Origin of the sequence: Azospirillum oleiclasticum (assembly GCF_013423485.1) — a bacterium.
In the GTDB taxonomy this organism is placed as follows: Bacteria; Pseudomonadota; Alphaproteobacteria; order Azospirillales; family Azospirillaceae; genus Azospirillum; species Azospirillum oleiclasticum.
The window spans coordinates 352,956-367,959 of sequence record NZ_JABFFR010000005.1 but is presented as its reverse complement, the minus strand read 5'-3'; the positions used below and the strand labels follow the sequence as shown (position 1 = coordinate 367,959).

The following is a 15,004-nucleotide window of genomic DNA, read 5'->3' as shown; positions in this document are numbered from 1 at the left end:
TGCCTGTTGAATATTCTGCAACGGACTTTCTGCCTACCACTGTTCGGCGCCCCCACGAATCCGGGGGGCTTCCATGCGCAAGGCGGTATCGACGGCCGTGTTCCCGACCGGCATGGTCGCGCCAAGGACGCGGCGGCGCCACCCCGCCCGCCCAGCCGGGGGAAACGCATGTCGAACGCCGAAGCCACCACGACCGCCGGCTCCGCGCCGGCGCACCACTACGACCACGAGCTTGGAAACGTCCTGCGTCTGACCGTCGCGCAGGCCCTGGCCGGCGCCAATGCGGTGGTGGTCTTCGCGACGGGGGCCATCGTCGGCAACACCATGGCGCCCACCCCGGCGCTGGCGACCCTGCCCATCTCCATCTTCGTGGTCGGCATGGCGCTGTGCACCCTGCCGGCCGGAGTCATCGCCCGGCACCACGGCCGTCGCGCCGCCTTCCTGGCCGGCACGGGATGCGGCGTTCTCGTCGGGCTGTTGTCGGCACTGGCGGTGGTGGCGGGCTCCTTCTGGCTGTTCTGCGCGGCGAGCTTCCTGGGCGGCGCCTACGCCTCGGTGGTCTTTTCCTTCCGCTTCGCCGCGGCGGACTGCGCGCCGCCGGCGCGGCGCCCGCGGGCCCTGTCGGCGGTGATGGCGGGCGGCGTGTTCTCCGGCGTCATCGGCCCGCAGCTCGTCACGTACACCATGAATCTGTGGCCACCCTACCTGTTCGCCGCCACCTTCCTGGCGCAGGCGGCGGTGGCCGTCCTGGCCGCCGGCGTGCTGGCCGGCGTGCGGTTGCCGAAGCCGACGGCGGCGGAGGTCGCCGGCGGCCGTCCCCTCGGCGTGATCGCCCGTCAGCCGCGATTCGTCACCGCGGTGATCTGCGGGGTGGTGTCCTACCTGCTGATGAACTTCATCATGACCGCCGCCCCGCTGGCGATGCGGCTGTGCGGCCTGTCGCAGGAGTCGGCCAATCTCGGCCTGCAATGGCACGTGATCGCCATGTACGGGCCCAGCTTCTTCACCGGCCGCCTGATCACGCGCTACGGCGCCGACCGGGTGGTGTCGGCCGGCCTCGCCCTGATCGCCGCTTCCGCCGCCGTCGGGCTGCTGGGCCTGGAGGTGGAGTATTTCTGGTGGAGTCTGATCCTGCTGGGGCTGGGCTGGAATTTCGGCTTCGTCGGCGCCTCGGCCATGGTGCTGGAGTGCCACCGGCCGGAGGAGCGGACGCGGGTGCAGTCGCTCAACGACTTCGCCGTCTTCGGCATGGTGGCGCTGGGCTCCTTCTCGTCCGGCGGCCTGCTGACCGCCTACGGGTGGAACACGGTGCTGTGGGTGTCCTTCGTGCCGCTGCTGCTGGCTGTGGCGGCACTTGCCATGGCCGCCGCCCGCAACACGGCGCGCGCGGCGGGCTGACGCGACCCGCCGCGCGAACCTCCGTCAGGCGCCGCGCACCAGCCCCGCCGCCGCCTCGGCGATGGCGCCGGCCTGCGGCACGAAGGCCTGTTCCAGCGGGTAGCTGGCCGGGGCCGGCGCGTCCGGCCCGGTCAGCCGCAGCACCGGGGCGCGCAGCGACCGGAACGCCTTCTCCGAGACGAGTGCGGCGATCTCAGCCCCGACCCCGCACAGCCGGCTCGCCTCGTGCACCACCACCAGCCGGCCGGTCTTGCGCACCGAAGCCAGGATGGTGTCCTCGTCCAGCGGCTTCAGGGTGCGCAGGTCGACCACCTCGGCCTCGATGCCCTGCTCGGCCAGCCGGCCGGCGGCGTCCAGGCAGTGGTTCACCGTCTTGGCGTAGGACACCAGCGTCACGTCGGCCCCCTCGCGCCGCACCGCGGCCTTGCCCAACGGCACCACGAGTTCGCCGTCCGGCACCTCGCCCTCGGCATAGCCAAGCGCGATGTCGGTGAAGAACAGCACCGGGTTGTCGTCGCGGATGGCGGCCTTCAGCAGCCCCTTGAAGTCGGCGGCGTTGGACGGCATCACCACCTTCAGCCCCGGAGCGTGGACGAACCAGGCCTCCAGATTGTGGTTGTGCTGGGCGCCGACGCCCCAGCCGGCCCCGGTCATCGCCATCACCACCATCGGGAAGGAGAACTGCCCGCCGGAGATGGCGCGCAGCTTGCCGGCGCTGTTGACGATCTCGTCCATCGCGTAGCACAGGAAGGGCGCGAACAGCAGGTCCACCACCGGGCGCAGGCCGGTGGCCGCGGCCCCGGCCGCGGTGCCGGCCAGGATGCCTTCGGCCAGCGGGGTGTTGCGCACGCGGGCCGGGCCGAACTCGTCCAGCAGGTCGCGGCGCTTGGTGGCGGTGCCCTCGCCGAACATCAGCACGGTCGGGTCGCGCCGCATCTCCTCGGCCAGGGCTGCGGAGATGGCGTCGTTCACGGTCATCGAAGTCATGGGATGCCTCGGGGCTCAGGCGTAGACGGCAGCGGTGATCTGGTCGAAGCCCGGATAGGGGCTGGCCTCGGCGAACGCGACGGCCTCGTCCATCGTCCGCCGCACCGCCCCCTCCATCCGCAGCACCTCGTCGGCGCTCAGCAGCCCGTCGCGCTCCAGCCGCGCCCGTTGCAGGAGGATGGGGTCGCGGTCGCGCCAGTGGGCGAGTTCGGCGGGGTCGACATAGCTCTGGTCATCCGGCTCGAAATGGCCGCGCAGGCGGTAGGTGCGGGCCTCCAGCAGATACGGCCGGCGGGTGCGGCGGACCGTCTCGACGGCCGTGGCCGCGGCGGCGTGGACGGCTTCCACATCGTTGCCATCGACGGTCGCCGCGGCCACGCCGAGGGCGGCGGCCTGCGCTGTCACGCCGTCGGCCAGTGTCGTCTCCTTGCGGTGGACGAAGGCCTGCCACTGGTTGTTCTCGCACACGTACAGGACCGGCAGGTTCCACACGGCGGCGAGGTTGAGGGATTCCTGGAAACGCCCCTCGCAAGCGGCGCCATCGCCGAAGAAGCAGGTGACGATGCCGTCGCCGCCCAGCATGGAGCGCGACAACCCCACCCCCGTCGCCAGCGCCAGCTCACCACCGACGATGGTGGAGGTCAGGATGACGCCGAGCTCCTTGGCGGCGATGTGCAGCGACCCGCTCATCCCCTTGCAGTAACCGTCCGCCTTGCCCGTCACCTCCGCCAGCATGCGGCGCGGGTCGGCGCCGCGGGCCAGCAGGTGCCCGGCGCTGCGGTGGTTGGTCAGGATCTGGTCGTCGGGACCGAGGGCGGAGACGACGCCGACCGCGGCGGCCTCCTGCCCGACGGAGGTGCAGGTGCCGGCGGCACGGCCGCGGCCGTGCAGGTCGACCAGCGTCTCCTCATAGGCGCGGATCAGCATCATCCGCTCCAGCGCCTCGACGCCGCGATGGTGGTTGCTCATGGTCGTGGGTTCCGAATGGCCTCGATTGGGGCCGGACGCTACGCCTTGAGTGGCGGCGGCGCTTGCTAACTCTTGCCTCACCGGATGCTAAAAGAATCGTAAGTGTCTCAAATCCGATAATGATCCAGCACCACAAGCGAAAAAAGCTAACCCTATACGAGAGTGTGATTTCCGCTTCCCGTCCACTGCGGGCACTTTGGGGTGCGTTTGGCGGAGCACCCGCCGACAGCGCCAACGAGGAGGGTTCGATGAGCACCATCACCACACGCGACGGCACGCGCATCTTCTACAAGGATTGGGGCACCGGCCAGCCCGTCGTCTTCTCGCACGGCTGGCCGCTCAGCGCCGATGCGTGGGATCCGCAGATGCTGTTCCTGGGCCAGCAGGGCTACCGGGTGATCGCGCACGACCGGCGCGGACACGGCCGCTCCGACCAGCCGTGGGACGGCAACCACATGGACCAGTACGCCGACGACCTTGCGGAGCTGATGGACAAGCTCGACCTGCGCGACGCGGTGATGGTCGGCCATTCCACCGGCGGCGGCGAGGTGGCGCGCACCATCGGCCGCCACGGCACGGCGCGCGTCGCCAAGGCGGTGCTGGTGGGTGCCGTGCCGCCGATCATGCTGAAGACCGAGGCGAACCCCGGCGGCCTGCCGATGGAGGTGTTCGACGGCATCCGCAAGAACACCGCCGGCAACCGCGCCCAGTTCTTCAAGGATCTGACCATCCCCTTCTACGGCTTCAACCGCGACGGCGCCACCGTGCAGGAAGGCGTCTGCCTGTCCTTCTGGATGCAGGGCATGATGGGCGGCATCAAGGGCCTGTACGACTGCATCGCCCAGTTCTCGGAGCAGGACTACACCGAGGACCTGAAGAAGATGACCATCCCCACCCTGTTCATTCATGGCGACGACGACCAGATCGTGCCGATCGACGCCGCCGCCCGCCGTGCGGTGGAGATCGCGCCCAACGCGACGCTGAAGGTCTATGCCGGCAGCGGCCATGGCCTGACCACCGTCGAGGCGGACCGCTTCAACGCGGATCTCCTGGCTTTCATCAAGGGCTGACCCGCGGTCCGCGCAGGCATCGACCGGTGGCGCCGGGCGTGTTCCGGGTGCAGACTCCGTCTGTACCCGGGCAGGAGGCGGTCACATGTCCCAAATGCCGGGCCATGCGGTTCTCACCCGTCTCGGCGCCCTGCGCGAGACGCCGGAGCCGCTGGCGGCGCTGCTGGTCGATCTTCGCGGAGTCGAGCACGCCGACGATCCGCACTTCGTCCGCACGCTCGACCATTATCTCGAAAGCTGGCTCGGCACCCGCAAGCGCGAGATGTTCCGCCTGCCGGGTCCGCGTCTGTTGATCCTGGCCCCGGCCGACGCCCCGGCGTTGCTGCGCGGCAGCGCCGAGGCGCTGGGCGGCGTGTTGCGCCATCACGGCTTCGGCCAGCTCGCTTTCACCGTCTACGACGTGGCGACGGAAGCTGTCCGCATGGTCGGCGACATCCTGCCGCCGGATCTGATTGCCCGGGCCGGGGTGCTCGCCACGGCCGCGCGTGTCCCAACCGCCGCGCTGGGCGACCTGCTGGAGGTCGAGCGAGCGCTGCAGGGTGCCGACCTCGGCAGCCTGGTCCGCGAACAGCCGATCTGGTCCTTCGTCGCCGGAGGGGAGCCGGAACCCGTCCGGGTGGAGCTGGCGGTGGCGATCGACGAGCTGGAGGCGCGGCTGGGCGTTCCGCTGCGACGGAATTCCTGGCTGCGGCACGAGGCGGCCGCGCTGATGGACCGCGGGCTGCTGCGCCACCTGCGCATCGATCGTGCCGCCGACGACCGCCGGCTTGCCATCGACCTGCACACCGGAACCATCCTCGATGACGACTTCCCCGCCATCGCGCGCGCCATACCGGGCGAGCAGCGGGAACGGCTCACCGCGGAGCTGGCGTGCTGGGAGTTCGGCCTGTCGCTGCCGCGTGTCGAGGCCGCCGCCGCCCGGCTGGCCGATCTCGGCATGGCTGTGGCGGCGGATCACGTCCCGCTGGAGACCCTGGCGACACTGGACCTCGGCGCCGTCACGCCGACCTACGTGAAGGCGCTGTGGCGCCCGGATGCGCCGGACGCCGGCGCACGGCTGGCCGACGGCGTCCGGCGCTTCGGCGTCGACCGGCTCGTCCTGTGGCGCTGCGACACGCCGGATGCGCTGGAGACCGGGCGCGCGGCCGGGGTGATTCTCTTCCAGGGACACGCCGCGGACACCGCCACAAGGGCCACCCGCCCGCCGTCCGAAGCGCCGCCGGCGACGGTCGGAGCGGAGGAGGCGGACAGCGCTGCCGAAACCGCCGCGGAGCCCGCCGTTGCCGGGTTGCTGGGTCGTCTGTTCGGGCGCGGCTGAGCGTTGCAATCCTCGCGATTGACAGGGACCCGCGATGCATGTCCGATGGGCATATGATCGCATGACGAACGGCAGAGGATCATCGTGGCCTCCACGGGTGGGCGCCTTGCCGTCCTGAATTCCACCGTCCTCGGGATCACCGGGGCGATCGGGCTCTTCTCCTACATCGGTGTCGACCAGGGACTTCACGCGCTGTGGAACCCGACCGGCGCGGTGATCATCGGGGCGGGGACCACCGTGGCCGCGCTGCTGGCGTTCCGCATCAGCGAACTCCGGACCGCCCTGTCGGCCCTTCTCGCCATCTTCCGCGACGAGGAGTCGATCGCCACCGACATCGCCGAGATCGTCGCCTTCGCCCGCCTGCACCAGCGCGGGCGCATCCAGGAGGCGGAGGTGCAGGGCAACAAGGCGGCGAGCCCCTTCCTGCGCCTGGGCCTGCAACTGGTCGCCGACGCGGCACCGGTGAACGACATCCTGGACGTGATGAACTGGCGCATCCAGAAGATGGTGGATCAGGAAGCGGTGCAGGTCCGGCTGTTCCGCACGCTGGCCGGGCTGGCACCGGCCTTCGGGCTGCTGGCGACGCTGATCGGCCTGATCGGCATGATGGCCCAGCTCGGCACCGCCACCATCGCGCAGGTGGGTGAGCACATGTCGGTGGCGCTGGTCGCCACGCTCTACGGCGTGGTGCTCGCCAATCTCGTGTTCAAGCCCATCGCCATCAAGCTGGAACAGCGCACGGCACGGCGGGCCGCGATGCTGAACGTGCTGCTGGAGGGCATTCTGCTGCTGCGGCTCGGGCGCTCGCCGACGGTGATCGCCGACGCGCTGGCGGAGTTCATCCGCGAAAGCCGGGACGAACTCCATGGCGCCGCGTGATTCGGAGCGGGGGCCGGGGGCGGATGGCATCCTTGCCCCGCCCCGCCGGACGGTGACGATCCGGGCGCCGTCCGCCGGCGCCGACGATGACCAGGAGATCTGGCTGCTCAGCTACTCGGACCTCGTCACGCTGCTGATGTCGGTCTTCGTCATGCTGCTCGCCATCACCACCATCCGGGACGAGTTGCCGACCACACCCCGGACGCCGGACCCACCCGCCATCACCCGGCCCGGCGCCGCGTCTCCGGCCGAGGCGCCCACCGTGGAGCCGGCACCGCTGCTGGACGACGACCGTCCGCGGCTGGACGACGGCGAGATCGCCGCACCCGCCCCCGAGCGGCTGGCCGAACGCTGGCTGGCCCGGCTGGCAGCACTCGGCGTGCCGCCGGGTGTGACGGTCAGCGTGGCGCGGAACCGGGTCGCCATCACCGTGGGCGAGTCCATCCTGTTCGCCACCGGCCGCGCCGAACTGACCCAGCCCGGCCGCGACCTCCTGCTCAGGTTGGCACCAGCGCTGGCCGCGGCGCGCGGCGGCATCGTCGTCGAAGGGCACACGGACGTCACGGCGGTCACCGGCGGGCGCTACCCCAGCAACTGGGAACTGTCGGGCGCGCGTGCCTCCGGCGTCGTCCGGCGGCTCATCGAGCTGGGCATCGAGCCGCAGCGCCTGTCCGCCGTCGGCTACGCCGACACCCGTCCGTTGGCGCCCGGCAGCGACCCGCTCTCGCTCGCCCGAAACCGCCGCGTCACCCTGAGCATCCAGACGGAGGAGTGAGCGTCCCGGCGCCGGCCGCGGCCCGTCGGCGCCCGTCTACCCGACCAGCAGCGACTGCGCCCCGTCGATCCACACCGGCGTGCCGGTGATGTGGCGGGCGCGGTTGGACGCCAGGAACAGCGCGAGCTCGGCGACCTCGTCGCTGGTCCCCGCCTTGCCGTCGGTCAGCGGGATCTTGCCCTCGGGGTAGTCGACCGGCTCGCGCGCCGCCTCGGTGTGGCGGGCCTGGGTGTTCTCGTCGATCTCGGTGTCGATGCGGCCGGGGCAGATGGCGTTGACGCGGATGCGGTGCTGCGCCAGCTCCAGCGCCAGCATCTGCACCATCGCCACCTGCGCCGCCTTGGTGCAGGAATAGGCGGTCGCCCCGGCGTTGCTGAACACCCGCGTGCCGTTGATCGAGGCGGTCACCAGGATCGCCCCGGCCCCGGACCGCTTCAGATGCCGCACCGTGTGGTGGATGGTCAGGTAGGTGCCGCGCAGGTTGATGGCGATCGTGCGGTCCCACTCCTCCGGCGTCAGCTCGTCGATGGGTGCCCACACGCCGTTGATGCCGGCGTTGGCGAAGACGATGTCGAGCCGTCCGAAGGCGCCGACCAGCTCCTCCACCGCCCCCTTCACCGCCGCGCTGTCGGCGACATCGGCCACCAGCGGCACCGCCCTGCCGCCCGCCGCCGTGATCTCGTCGGCCGTCCGCCGGATCTCGTCCGCGGTGCGGCTGAGCACGCCCACCGCCGCCCCCTCGCGCGCGAACCGCAACGCCGCCGCCTTGCCGATCCCCGACCCCGCACCCGTGACCAGCGCCACCCTGCCCGTCAATTCCATGCCCGTCGCTTCCGCTGCCTGAAGTGTCTCAAGCCCGACAACCGGCAACGGGCGAACGCGGTTCCCCGATCCTACCCTTCCGACAACTCCGCCAGCAGCGCCGCGTCGCCGGTGGAGCCCATGGTTCCCGCGGCGTCCGGATCCCACCCGCATTGCCGAAGCCTTGGAACGGGCATCTCCCGACTGCGGCGGCGGCTTCGTCCCTTCGGCTCGTCGCCACTGGGTGCATAGGACGGCTCCGGGGCGTACCGGACGTAGAGTTGGTTTCAAAATTCACGCATAACGGGATAAACTCTCCGGACATCCTGTGGATCCGGCACATTCGAAGACTGGGGAGGTCCATGTGAGCAACACGGTGGCGGCGATTCGCCGGGGTGACCTCTACGCGCTTCTGGCGCTGTGCTCCGACGCGGATCTCGATCCCTTGGTCGCGTGCATAGCCGAGGCGCTGCCGGACGCCTTCGAAGCCGAAGACACATACCGCCGGCACCGGCCCCGGCATTCCCTCTACCATCGTCTGATCGGCGATGCGCTCCGTCGTTGCGGCGACAGCCCGGACGTCGGAGCGGTTCGAGGGGAAGGCCCCACCTACGATGCGCTCGTCATCGACGTCTGCCGGAAGCTCGATGTGCCGCATGTGCCCGGGAACACCGCGGAAAACGAACTCAACCTGCTGACCCTCTACCTTGGCCAGCCGATGGCTGCGTTGGAGCCCGGTGACGAAGCGGCGGCTTTGGCGCGAGCGCGGAACGAGGCCTCCAGCAACGCCGCCACCGTCGGGAGCGCGGCGCGGGAAGGCGCAAGCGCCCTGCTGTCCCATGCGCGTCATCTCCGCGGCCGACTCGCGGCGCTCAATCCGGACGAGGTGGCACCGGCTCTCACCAAGGCACGGGAGGTCACCGACAAAGTGTCGGCGGCGGCAACGACCGCGACCGGCGCCGCCAACGCTCTGCTCTCCCGGTTGGGGGGGCGGATGACCACGCTGGCACCCGGTGGCGAACCGGCGATCGTCGCGAAGGCCGCGGCCGGGGCGGCGGCCGGCGCCGCCTCGTTCCTGTCGCGCGCGGTCTCCGGTCAACTTGAGCAGGCCGTGTCGGGTTTCCGGCTGACCGAACCGTTGTTCAAGGCGACCGTTCCCTGCGTCCTGCACATCGCCTTCCTCCGCAAGAAGCACCTGGATCGGCTGGCCGCCGCCGCGGACACAACGCCCGCCACACCGACGCGGCCAGTCCGTGCCGATGGCACGGCAACCGCGGTGGCGGCGGCGTCCGATCAGTCGCCCGGCACGGCGCTCATCATCGGTGCGTCGGCGGGCAAGCCGGTTCTGTCGCTGACCCGCGTTTCCGAACCGTCGCCCAGGACATGGCACCCGATCGGCGAATCGGACGACAGCATCGCCCGGCTGAACCCGTTGCTCCCGGCCGTTCCGTCTCTCGCGACGGCGCTTGAGATGGCACGCACCCACTACATGGAGGTCATGGTCGATGGCTCGCTCGTGCAGGCGAACGGCGGCGGCTTCCGGGGGTGGGTGCAGGGAGCCGATGGCAAAATCGTGGAGCAGGCGCGGCTCTTCGATGCGTCAACCCTATCGAACCTCGTGAACGCGACGGCCCTTTTCCAGATCGCCTCGGTCGCCGTCGCGCAGAAGCATCTTGCGGACATCAGCCGGAAGCTCTCCGCGATCAAGGCGGCGGTCGACCGCATCCAGCGTTTCCAGAACAACGAACGCCGATCGGTTCTGACCGGGGCCATCCGGTACTTCGAACAGATCGCGCCATCCGTGCTGGCCGGCGAACTGTCGGACGGGATCCGGCATCAGATCGAGCGTCATGAGGCGCAACTGCTCCAGGTGCAGGAACATCTGCTGGAGGACATCCGCCATGAGAGCCATGCCATCCGGATGGTCAAGGACAGCGGCCTCGGGTCCAAGGGAATGCAGGACGCCATTCGGGCGCACCAGGACCTGCTCGCCGATCTGTACGGCCAGTTGTTTCTTTGCATCCGCGCCCGCGCCTGCGGCTGGCAGCTTCTGCAAGTCTTCCCAGGCGAGGCGGGCCTGAAGGACAGCCGCCGGCGCAGTATCCTGGAGGCGCTGGGGACCCTGGACCGGAATGGCGATCTGCTCCGAGACACGGATCGGTCGATGCGGGACAAGGTGAAAACCCTCTCCTCGTTCTGGAATTCGGCGGCGACACTGAACCAGCGCAAACTCGACCTCCTCGCGTGGAACGGGAGATTGATGGCCGAGGTGGTCGCCTGCAAAGAACAGATCGGCGAGGATATACGGGCGGCCGAAGCGATGTCGGCCGAGCGCCTCCAGCCGGTGCGGCTGATGCTCAAGCTCGACGGTGACAGGATCGCCGCTACCTGCCCGGCCTGATGCCCCGCGCGGAGCCGGGCACCGGGCCCGACGGGTGCGCCCGACGGAGTCCAATGCGGAGCACACATCCCTCCGATCACCGTCCTAGCGAACGAGTTGGCGCCATCAGCCCTCCCCCAACTCCGCCAGCAGCGCCGCCAGCACCCGCGTTCCCGCCGCCAGATGCGCGGGTTCGGCCCATTCCGCCTCGTTGTGGCTGATGCCGGCGCGGCAGGGGACGAAGATCATGGCGGCGGGGGCGACGCTGGCCAGCGGGCGGGCGTCGTGGCCGGCCAGCGACGGCAGCTCCATCGCCGGGTGCCCCAGCCGTCCGGCGATCTCCAGCGTGCGCCGCCGCAGGCCCTCGTCGAAGGCCACCGACGCCGCGTCGATCAGCGGCACCGCCTCCACCGCGCAGGGGGCTGCGCGGTCGGCGCAGATGTCCTGGATGCGGCTCCCCAGCGCGCGCATCAGCGCCGTGTCGGGGTGGCGCAGGTCGATGGTGAAGGTGACGCGGCCAGGCACCACCGACGGCGCGTTGGGCTCCACCACCAGCCGGCCGACGGTGAGCATCACGTCCGGCCCGGCCCCGGCGCAAGCCGCGCGCAGCGCCAGGATGGCCGCCGCCGCCGCCATCAGCGCGTCGCGCCGCTCGGCCATCGGCTGGGTGCCGGCGTGGCCCTCCTCCCCGGTCACGGTGACGCGCCAGGTCTGCTTGCCCTGGATGCCGGTGACGGCGCCGATCACGGCGCCGGTGCGCTCCAGCACCGGCCCTTGCTCGATGTGCGCCTCCAGATAGGCGGCGACCGGGAAGCCCGCCGGGCGGACGGGCAGCGGCGGCAGCGCGGCGTTCATCGCGGCCAGCGCGTCCGCCACGCTCACCCCGTCGGCGTCGCGCGCGGCCAGCACGGTGTCCGCCATGCGCCAGCCGGCGAACACCTCCGAGCCCATCATGCCCGGCGCGAAGCGGTTGCCCTCCTCGTTCATCCAGGCGACGACCTCGATGGCGCGGCGCGGGCGGATCCCGGCGTCGAGCAGCGCCTCCACCGCCTCGAAGCCGGCCAGCACGCCGGACACCCCGTCGAAGCGCCCGCCGGTCGGCTGGCTGTCGAGGTGGGAGCCGGTGAGCAGCGGCGGCAGCCCTGGGTCCCGCCCCTCCAGCCGCAGGAACAGGTTGCCGACGGTGTCGGTGTGGGCGGTCATCCCGCGCGCCGCCGCCCATTCCAGCAGCCGGCCGCGGGCGGCCGCCTCCGCCGCTGACAGGGCCGGGCGGTCGACGCCGCCGGCCGCGGTGGCGCCGAAGCGCGCCAGCTCCATGTGCCGATCCCACAGCCGCGCCTCGCGGACATGGGACGCGGCGCGCTCGCCGAGGTCGCCGCTCATGGGAGCCGCGGTCATGACGTCTTCATGATCTCGGCGGGCTTGGCGCGCGGGTCGCGCGGCGTCCAGGCACCGGCCTCGACCATGGCGATGAACTCCGCCAGCAGGCGGTTGAAGGCGTCCGGCTCCTCGATGTTGAGGGTGTGGCCCGCCTTGGGCAGCACGGCCAGACCGCAGGCCGGGATGGTCTTCTTCAGGAAGATGCCGGGCTGCAGGCAATGGTCGTCCTCGTCGCCCACCACCACCAGCGTCGGCACCGCCATGGCGCGGAAGCCGTCCTCCAGGTCGTAGAGGGAGGGGCGGCGGGCCTGCACACCCTTCATGGTGTTGGCCGAGCCCAACGTGGAATGCTGGCCGAGCTGGTCGGCGAACTCCCGCCAGCCGCGGGGATCCTTGTTCTGGAACTGCACGCGGCTGGCGCCCAGCGAATAGGTCTTGGCGAACTCCGCCGCCCCGTGGGTCTCGAACTGGCGGGCGACCTCCAGCGAGACGTTGCGGAAATACTCCTCGTACTGCTTCTCGGCGCCATAGCCGGCACCGGCCACGGTCAGCGACAGCGCCCGCTCCGGCGCCATCAACCCGAAATGCAGCGCCGCGAAGCCGCCCATCGACAGGCCCACCACATGGGCCTTGGCGAGGCCCAGATGGTCCATCACCGACAGGATGTCGCGGACGGCGTTCGCCTGCGAATAGGCCTCCACATCCTCCGGCACGTCGGACGGCGGGTAGCCGCGGGCGCCGAAGGTGACGCAGCGGTGGCGGCGGGCGAAGAAGCGCATCTGCGGCTCCCAGCTCCGGTGGTCGCCGCCGAACTCGTGCACGAACACGATGGGCGTGCCGCTGCCGGCCTCCTCCAGATGGAGGCGGATGCCGTCATGGGCGGTGGCGTGGGTCATGGTCTGGCTCTCCCCGTCAGAACAGCGGCGGCAGGTCGTTGAGGCCGCGGGCCTTGTCGAGCATGGCCGGCAGCCGCTCGCAGAAATCGGCGGCCCAGGCGGTGGGCACGGTGGTGCTGACCTTCACGAAGCGGTCGCCGAAGCGCGGCGTGTGGTAGGCGCCCTGGCGGATCATGATGCCGGCCTCGCCATAGGCCGCGACCAGCGCCTCCGGCTTCACCCCGGTGCCGGCCAGCTCGACCACCAGGAAATTGGCCTGGGACGGGAAGACCGGCACGGACATGCCGGGGATGCGCTCCACCGCGTCGCGGATCATCGTCTGGTTGCCGCGCTGCACCGCCTGCACCGTCTCCATCCACTCCGCCTTCACGCCGATGCCGGCCAGCGCCGCCTTCTGCGCGATGACGCTGGCGCCCAGCGGCGCGATGGACCAGGCACCGAGGGATTCCAGCCGGTCGGGGGCGGCCACCAGCGCGCCGACGCGCAGCCCCGCCAGCCCCAGCCATTTGGAGAAGCTGACCACGGTCACCGTCCCCTCCGGCCACAGGGATGCTGCCGGGGTGTGGTGGTCGGCGAAATCGCGGTAGGTGCAATCGTGGATCAGTGTGGCGCCGGCCTGCCGGCAGATGTCGGCGAAGGCCGCGATCTCGTCCGCCGTGTAGCAGATGCCCAGCGGGTTGTTGGGATCGACGAGATAGACCACGTCGGTCTTGCCGTCCATCGCCGCCGCCAGCCGCTCCGGCGACAGGCGCCAGCCATACTCCTCGCCGTAGATGGGGATCTCCACCACCTCCATGCCGGCCTGCCGGGCGAACAGCAGCGGCCATTTCCAGCCAGGGTCGGTGGTGACGAAGCGTCGGCCGGGCCGGCACAGCGCGCGGCAGGCGGTGCCGAGGGCCGCCACCCCGCCGTCGGTCACCAGCGCCGCCGCCTTCCCCTCCAGCCCCAGGTCGGCGACGATGGCGCTGCGCAGCGCCTCCATCCCCGCGGGCGGCGCGTAGGCGTGGAAGCCCTCCTCGTCCACCGCCTCGTGCATGGCGTGGCGCACGGCCGGGTGCATGGGCAGGTGGTTGGTGTTCTGGCCCAGCCATTTCAGGTCGGCGTTGTTGAACAGCCGGTCGAAATATCGGTTCTTGACCTCGAGATCGCCCATCGGCGTCGTCCCCTCCCCGCCCCGTCTCAGATGATCGAGCCGCGCGACGCGATGCCGCCGTCGATGGTCACGATGGTGCCGGTGATGTAGCCGGCGCGCGGCGAGGCCAGGAACACCATCAGGTCGGCCACCTCCTCCGGCGTCGCCGGACGGCCGCCGGGGTACATGGAGAACAGCTCCTGCCAGCGCGCCTCGTCGCCCAGCATGTCGATGGCGCGGCGCTTCATCAGCTTGACCATGCGGTCGGTCGCCACCGGGCCGGGGTTCACGCCCACCACCCGAACGCCCTTGTCGAGGCTGACGCCGCCGAGCGCGCGGGTGAAGGACATCAGCGCCGCGTTGCCGGTGGAGCCCATGATGTAGTTGGCGTCCCAGTTCTCGCCGGAATTGCCGATGTCGTTGACGATGACGCCGCTGCCGCGCTCGCACATCTTGCCGTAGAGCGCGCGGGTCAGGCTGATGTAGCCGAACACCTTCAGGTCGAAGCCGCGGCGCAGGGCCGCGTCGCCCACCGCATCGAGCGGGCCGGACGGGATGTCGCCGGCGTTGTTGATCAGGATGTCGGGAACGCCGACGCGGTCGGCCAGATCCACCATGGCGGCGTCGGTCGACAAATCCATGGCGTGGACGGTCACCGGCACGCCGCAATCGGCGGCGATGGCGTCGCGCGCCGCCTCCATCGCCGCGCCGTCGCGCGCCGCGAGGTGCAGGGCGCAGCCTTCCCGCGCGAAGGCCCAGGCCGCCGCCAGCCCGATGCCCTTCGACGCGCCGGTGATCAGCACCGACTTTCCTTCGAGATCCAGTTTCACGCCCCAGCCTCCGCTGTCTTGAATGCATGAGCGGCGCGTGTGCATGCACAAACGATGGGCAGGCTGCACTCGACGCCGACGGTCCAGGGTTGTCGTTACAAGTTCCGTGCCACAAACCCTCGCCCCTCCGGGGAGAGGGTGGCGCGCAGCGCCGGGTGAGGGGGCGATTACGGCCTGGAGAGGCAGAAG

At 70.8% G+C, this 15,004-nt stretch carries 13 protein-coding genes; 6 read left to right on the top strand and 7 right to left on the bottom strand.

Annotation, left to right across the window (positions count from 1 at the left end):
* Positions 1–168: 168 nt before the first annotated feature.
* The gene (locus tag HL658_RS09465; RefSeq protein ID WP_180281693.1) at positions 169–1,398 is read left to right on the top strand and encodes an MFS transporter; all 1,230 of its coding nucleotides are present in this window, start codon (positions 169–171) and stop codon (positions 1,396–1,398) included.
* A gap of 24 nt (positions 1,399–1,422) precedes the next feature.
* On the opposite strand, the gene HL658_RS09460 is transcribed toward HL658_RS09465, so the two are convergent.
* Positions 1,423–2,385 carry an alpha-ketoacid dehydrogenase subunit beta gene (locus HL658_RS09460; protein ID WP_180281692.1) on the bottom strand — a complete coding sequence of 321 codons (963 nt, stop codon included), beginning with the start codon at positions 2,383–2,385 and terminating at the stop codon, positions 1,423–1,425.
* A gap of 15 nt (positions 2,386–2,400) precedes the next feature.
* Entirely contained in the window at positions 2,401–3,354 is a 954-nt protein-coding gene (locus HL658_RS09455; RefSeq protein ID WP_180281691.1) for a thiamine pyrophosphate-dependent dehydrogenase E1 component subunit alpha, read from the bottom strand.
* 248 nt (positions 3,355–3,602) lie between these two features.
* Here HL658_RS09455 and HL658_RS09450 point away from each other — a divergent pair, with 248 nt between their 5' ends.
* The 4 genes from HL658_RS09450 (at position 3,603) to HL658_RS09435 (ending at position 7,396) form a co-directional block, all read left to right on the top strand.
* Positions 3,603–4,424 (top strand): alpha/beta fold hydrolase, encoded by an 822-nt coding sequence (locus HL658_RS09450; protein ID WP_180281690.1) that lies wholly within the window; start codon positions 3,603–3,605, stop codon positions 4,422–4,424.
* 85 nt (positions 4,425–4,509) lie between these two features.
* Positions 4,510–5,742 carry an EAL domain-containing protein gene (locus HL658_RS09445; RefSeq protein ID WP_180281689.1) on the top strand — a complete coding sequence of 411 codons (1,233 nt, stop codon included), beginning with the start codon at positions 4,510–4,512 and terminating at the stop codon, positions 5,740–5,742.
* An 84-nt stretch (positions 5,743–5,826) separates the two neighbouring features.
* Complete coding sequence (locus tag HL658_RS09440) at positions 5,827–6,621, top strand: motility protein A (protein WP_343055041.1); 795 nt, start codon at positions 5,827–5,829, stop codon at positions 6,619–6,621.
* Positions 6,608–7,396, top strand: a complete 789-nt coding sequence (locus tag HL658_RS09435; RefSeq protein WP_180281688.1) for an OmpA/MotB family protein — start codon at positions 6,608–6,610, stop codon at positions 7,394–7,396. Before HL658_RS09440 ends, HL658_RS09435 begins: the two co-directional genes overlap by 14 nt.
* Before the next feature lie 36 nt (positions 7,397–7,432).
* Here the strand turns inward: HL658_RS09435 and HL658_RS09430 are convergent, their stop codons facing one another.
* Positions 7,433–8,218, bottom strand: a complete 786-nt coding sequence (locus HL658_RS09430) for an SDR family oxidoreductase (protein WP_180281687.1) — start codon at positions 8,216–8,218, stop codon at positions 7,433–7,435.
* A gap of 343 nt (positions 8,219–8,561) precedes the next feature.
* On the opposite strand from HL658_RS09430, the gene HL658_RS09425 reads away from it, so the two are divergent.
* Entirely contained in the window at positions 8,562–10,598 is a 2,037-nt protein-coding gene (locus tag HL658_RS09425) for a hypothetical protein (protein ID WP_180281686.1), read from the top strand.
* A 105-nt stretch (positions 10,599–10,703) separates the two neighbouring features.
* On the opposite strand, the gene HL658_RS09420 is transcribed toward HL658_RS09425, so the two are convergent.
* Genes HL658_RS09420 through HL658_RS09405 form a run of 4 tightly spaced genes read right to left on the bottom strand, consistent with a single transcriptional unit; the run spans position 10,704 to position 14,815 of the window.
* Positions 10,704–11,975: a M20 family metallo-hydrolase gene (locus HL658_RS09420; RefSeq protein ID WP_211109692.1), complete on the bottom strand. Its 1,272-nt coding sequence runs from the start codon at positions 11,973–11,975 to the stop codon at positions 10,704–10,706.
* The gene (locus HL658_RS09415) at positions 11,972–12,853 is read right to left on the bottom strand and encodes an alpha/beta fold hydrolase (RefSeq protein ID WP_180281685.1); all 882 of its coding nucleotides are present in this window, start codon (positions 12,851–12,853) and stop codon (positions 11,972–11,974) included. The genes HL658_RS09420 and HL658_RS09415 overlap by 4 nt, the downstream gene beginning before the upstream one ends.
* A gap of 16 nt (positions 12,854–12,869) precedes the next feature.
* Positions 12,870–14,006, bottom strand: coding sequence for a pyridoxal phosphate-dependent aminotransferase (locus HL658_RS09410; RefSeq protein WP_180281684.1), 1,137 nt, complete (start codon positions 14,004–14,006; stop codon positions 12,870–12,872).
* 26 nt (positions 14,007–14,032) lie between these two features.
* Positions 14,033–14,815, bottom strand: a complete 783-nt coding sequence (locus tag HL658_RS09405; protein WP_180281683.1) for a short-chain dehydrogenase/reductase — start codon at positions 14,813–14,815, stop codon at positions 14,033–14,035.
* Positions 14,816–15,004: the final 189 nt, after the last annotated feature.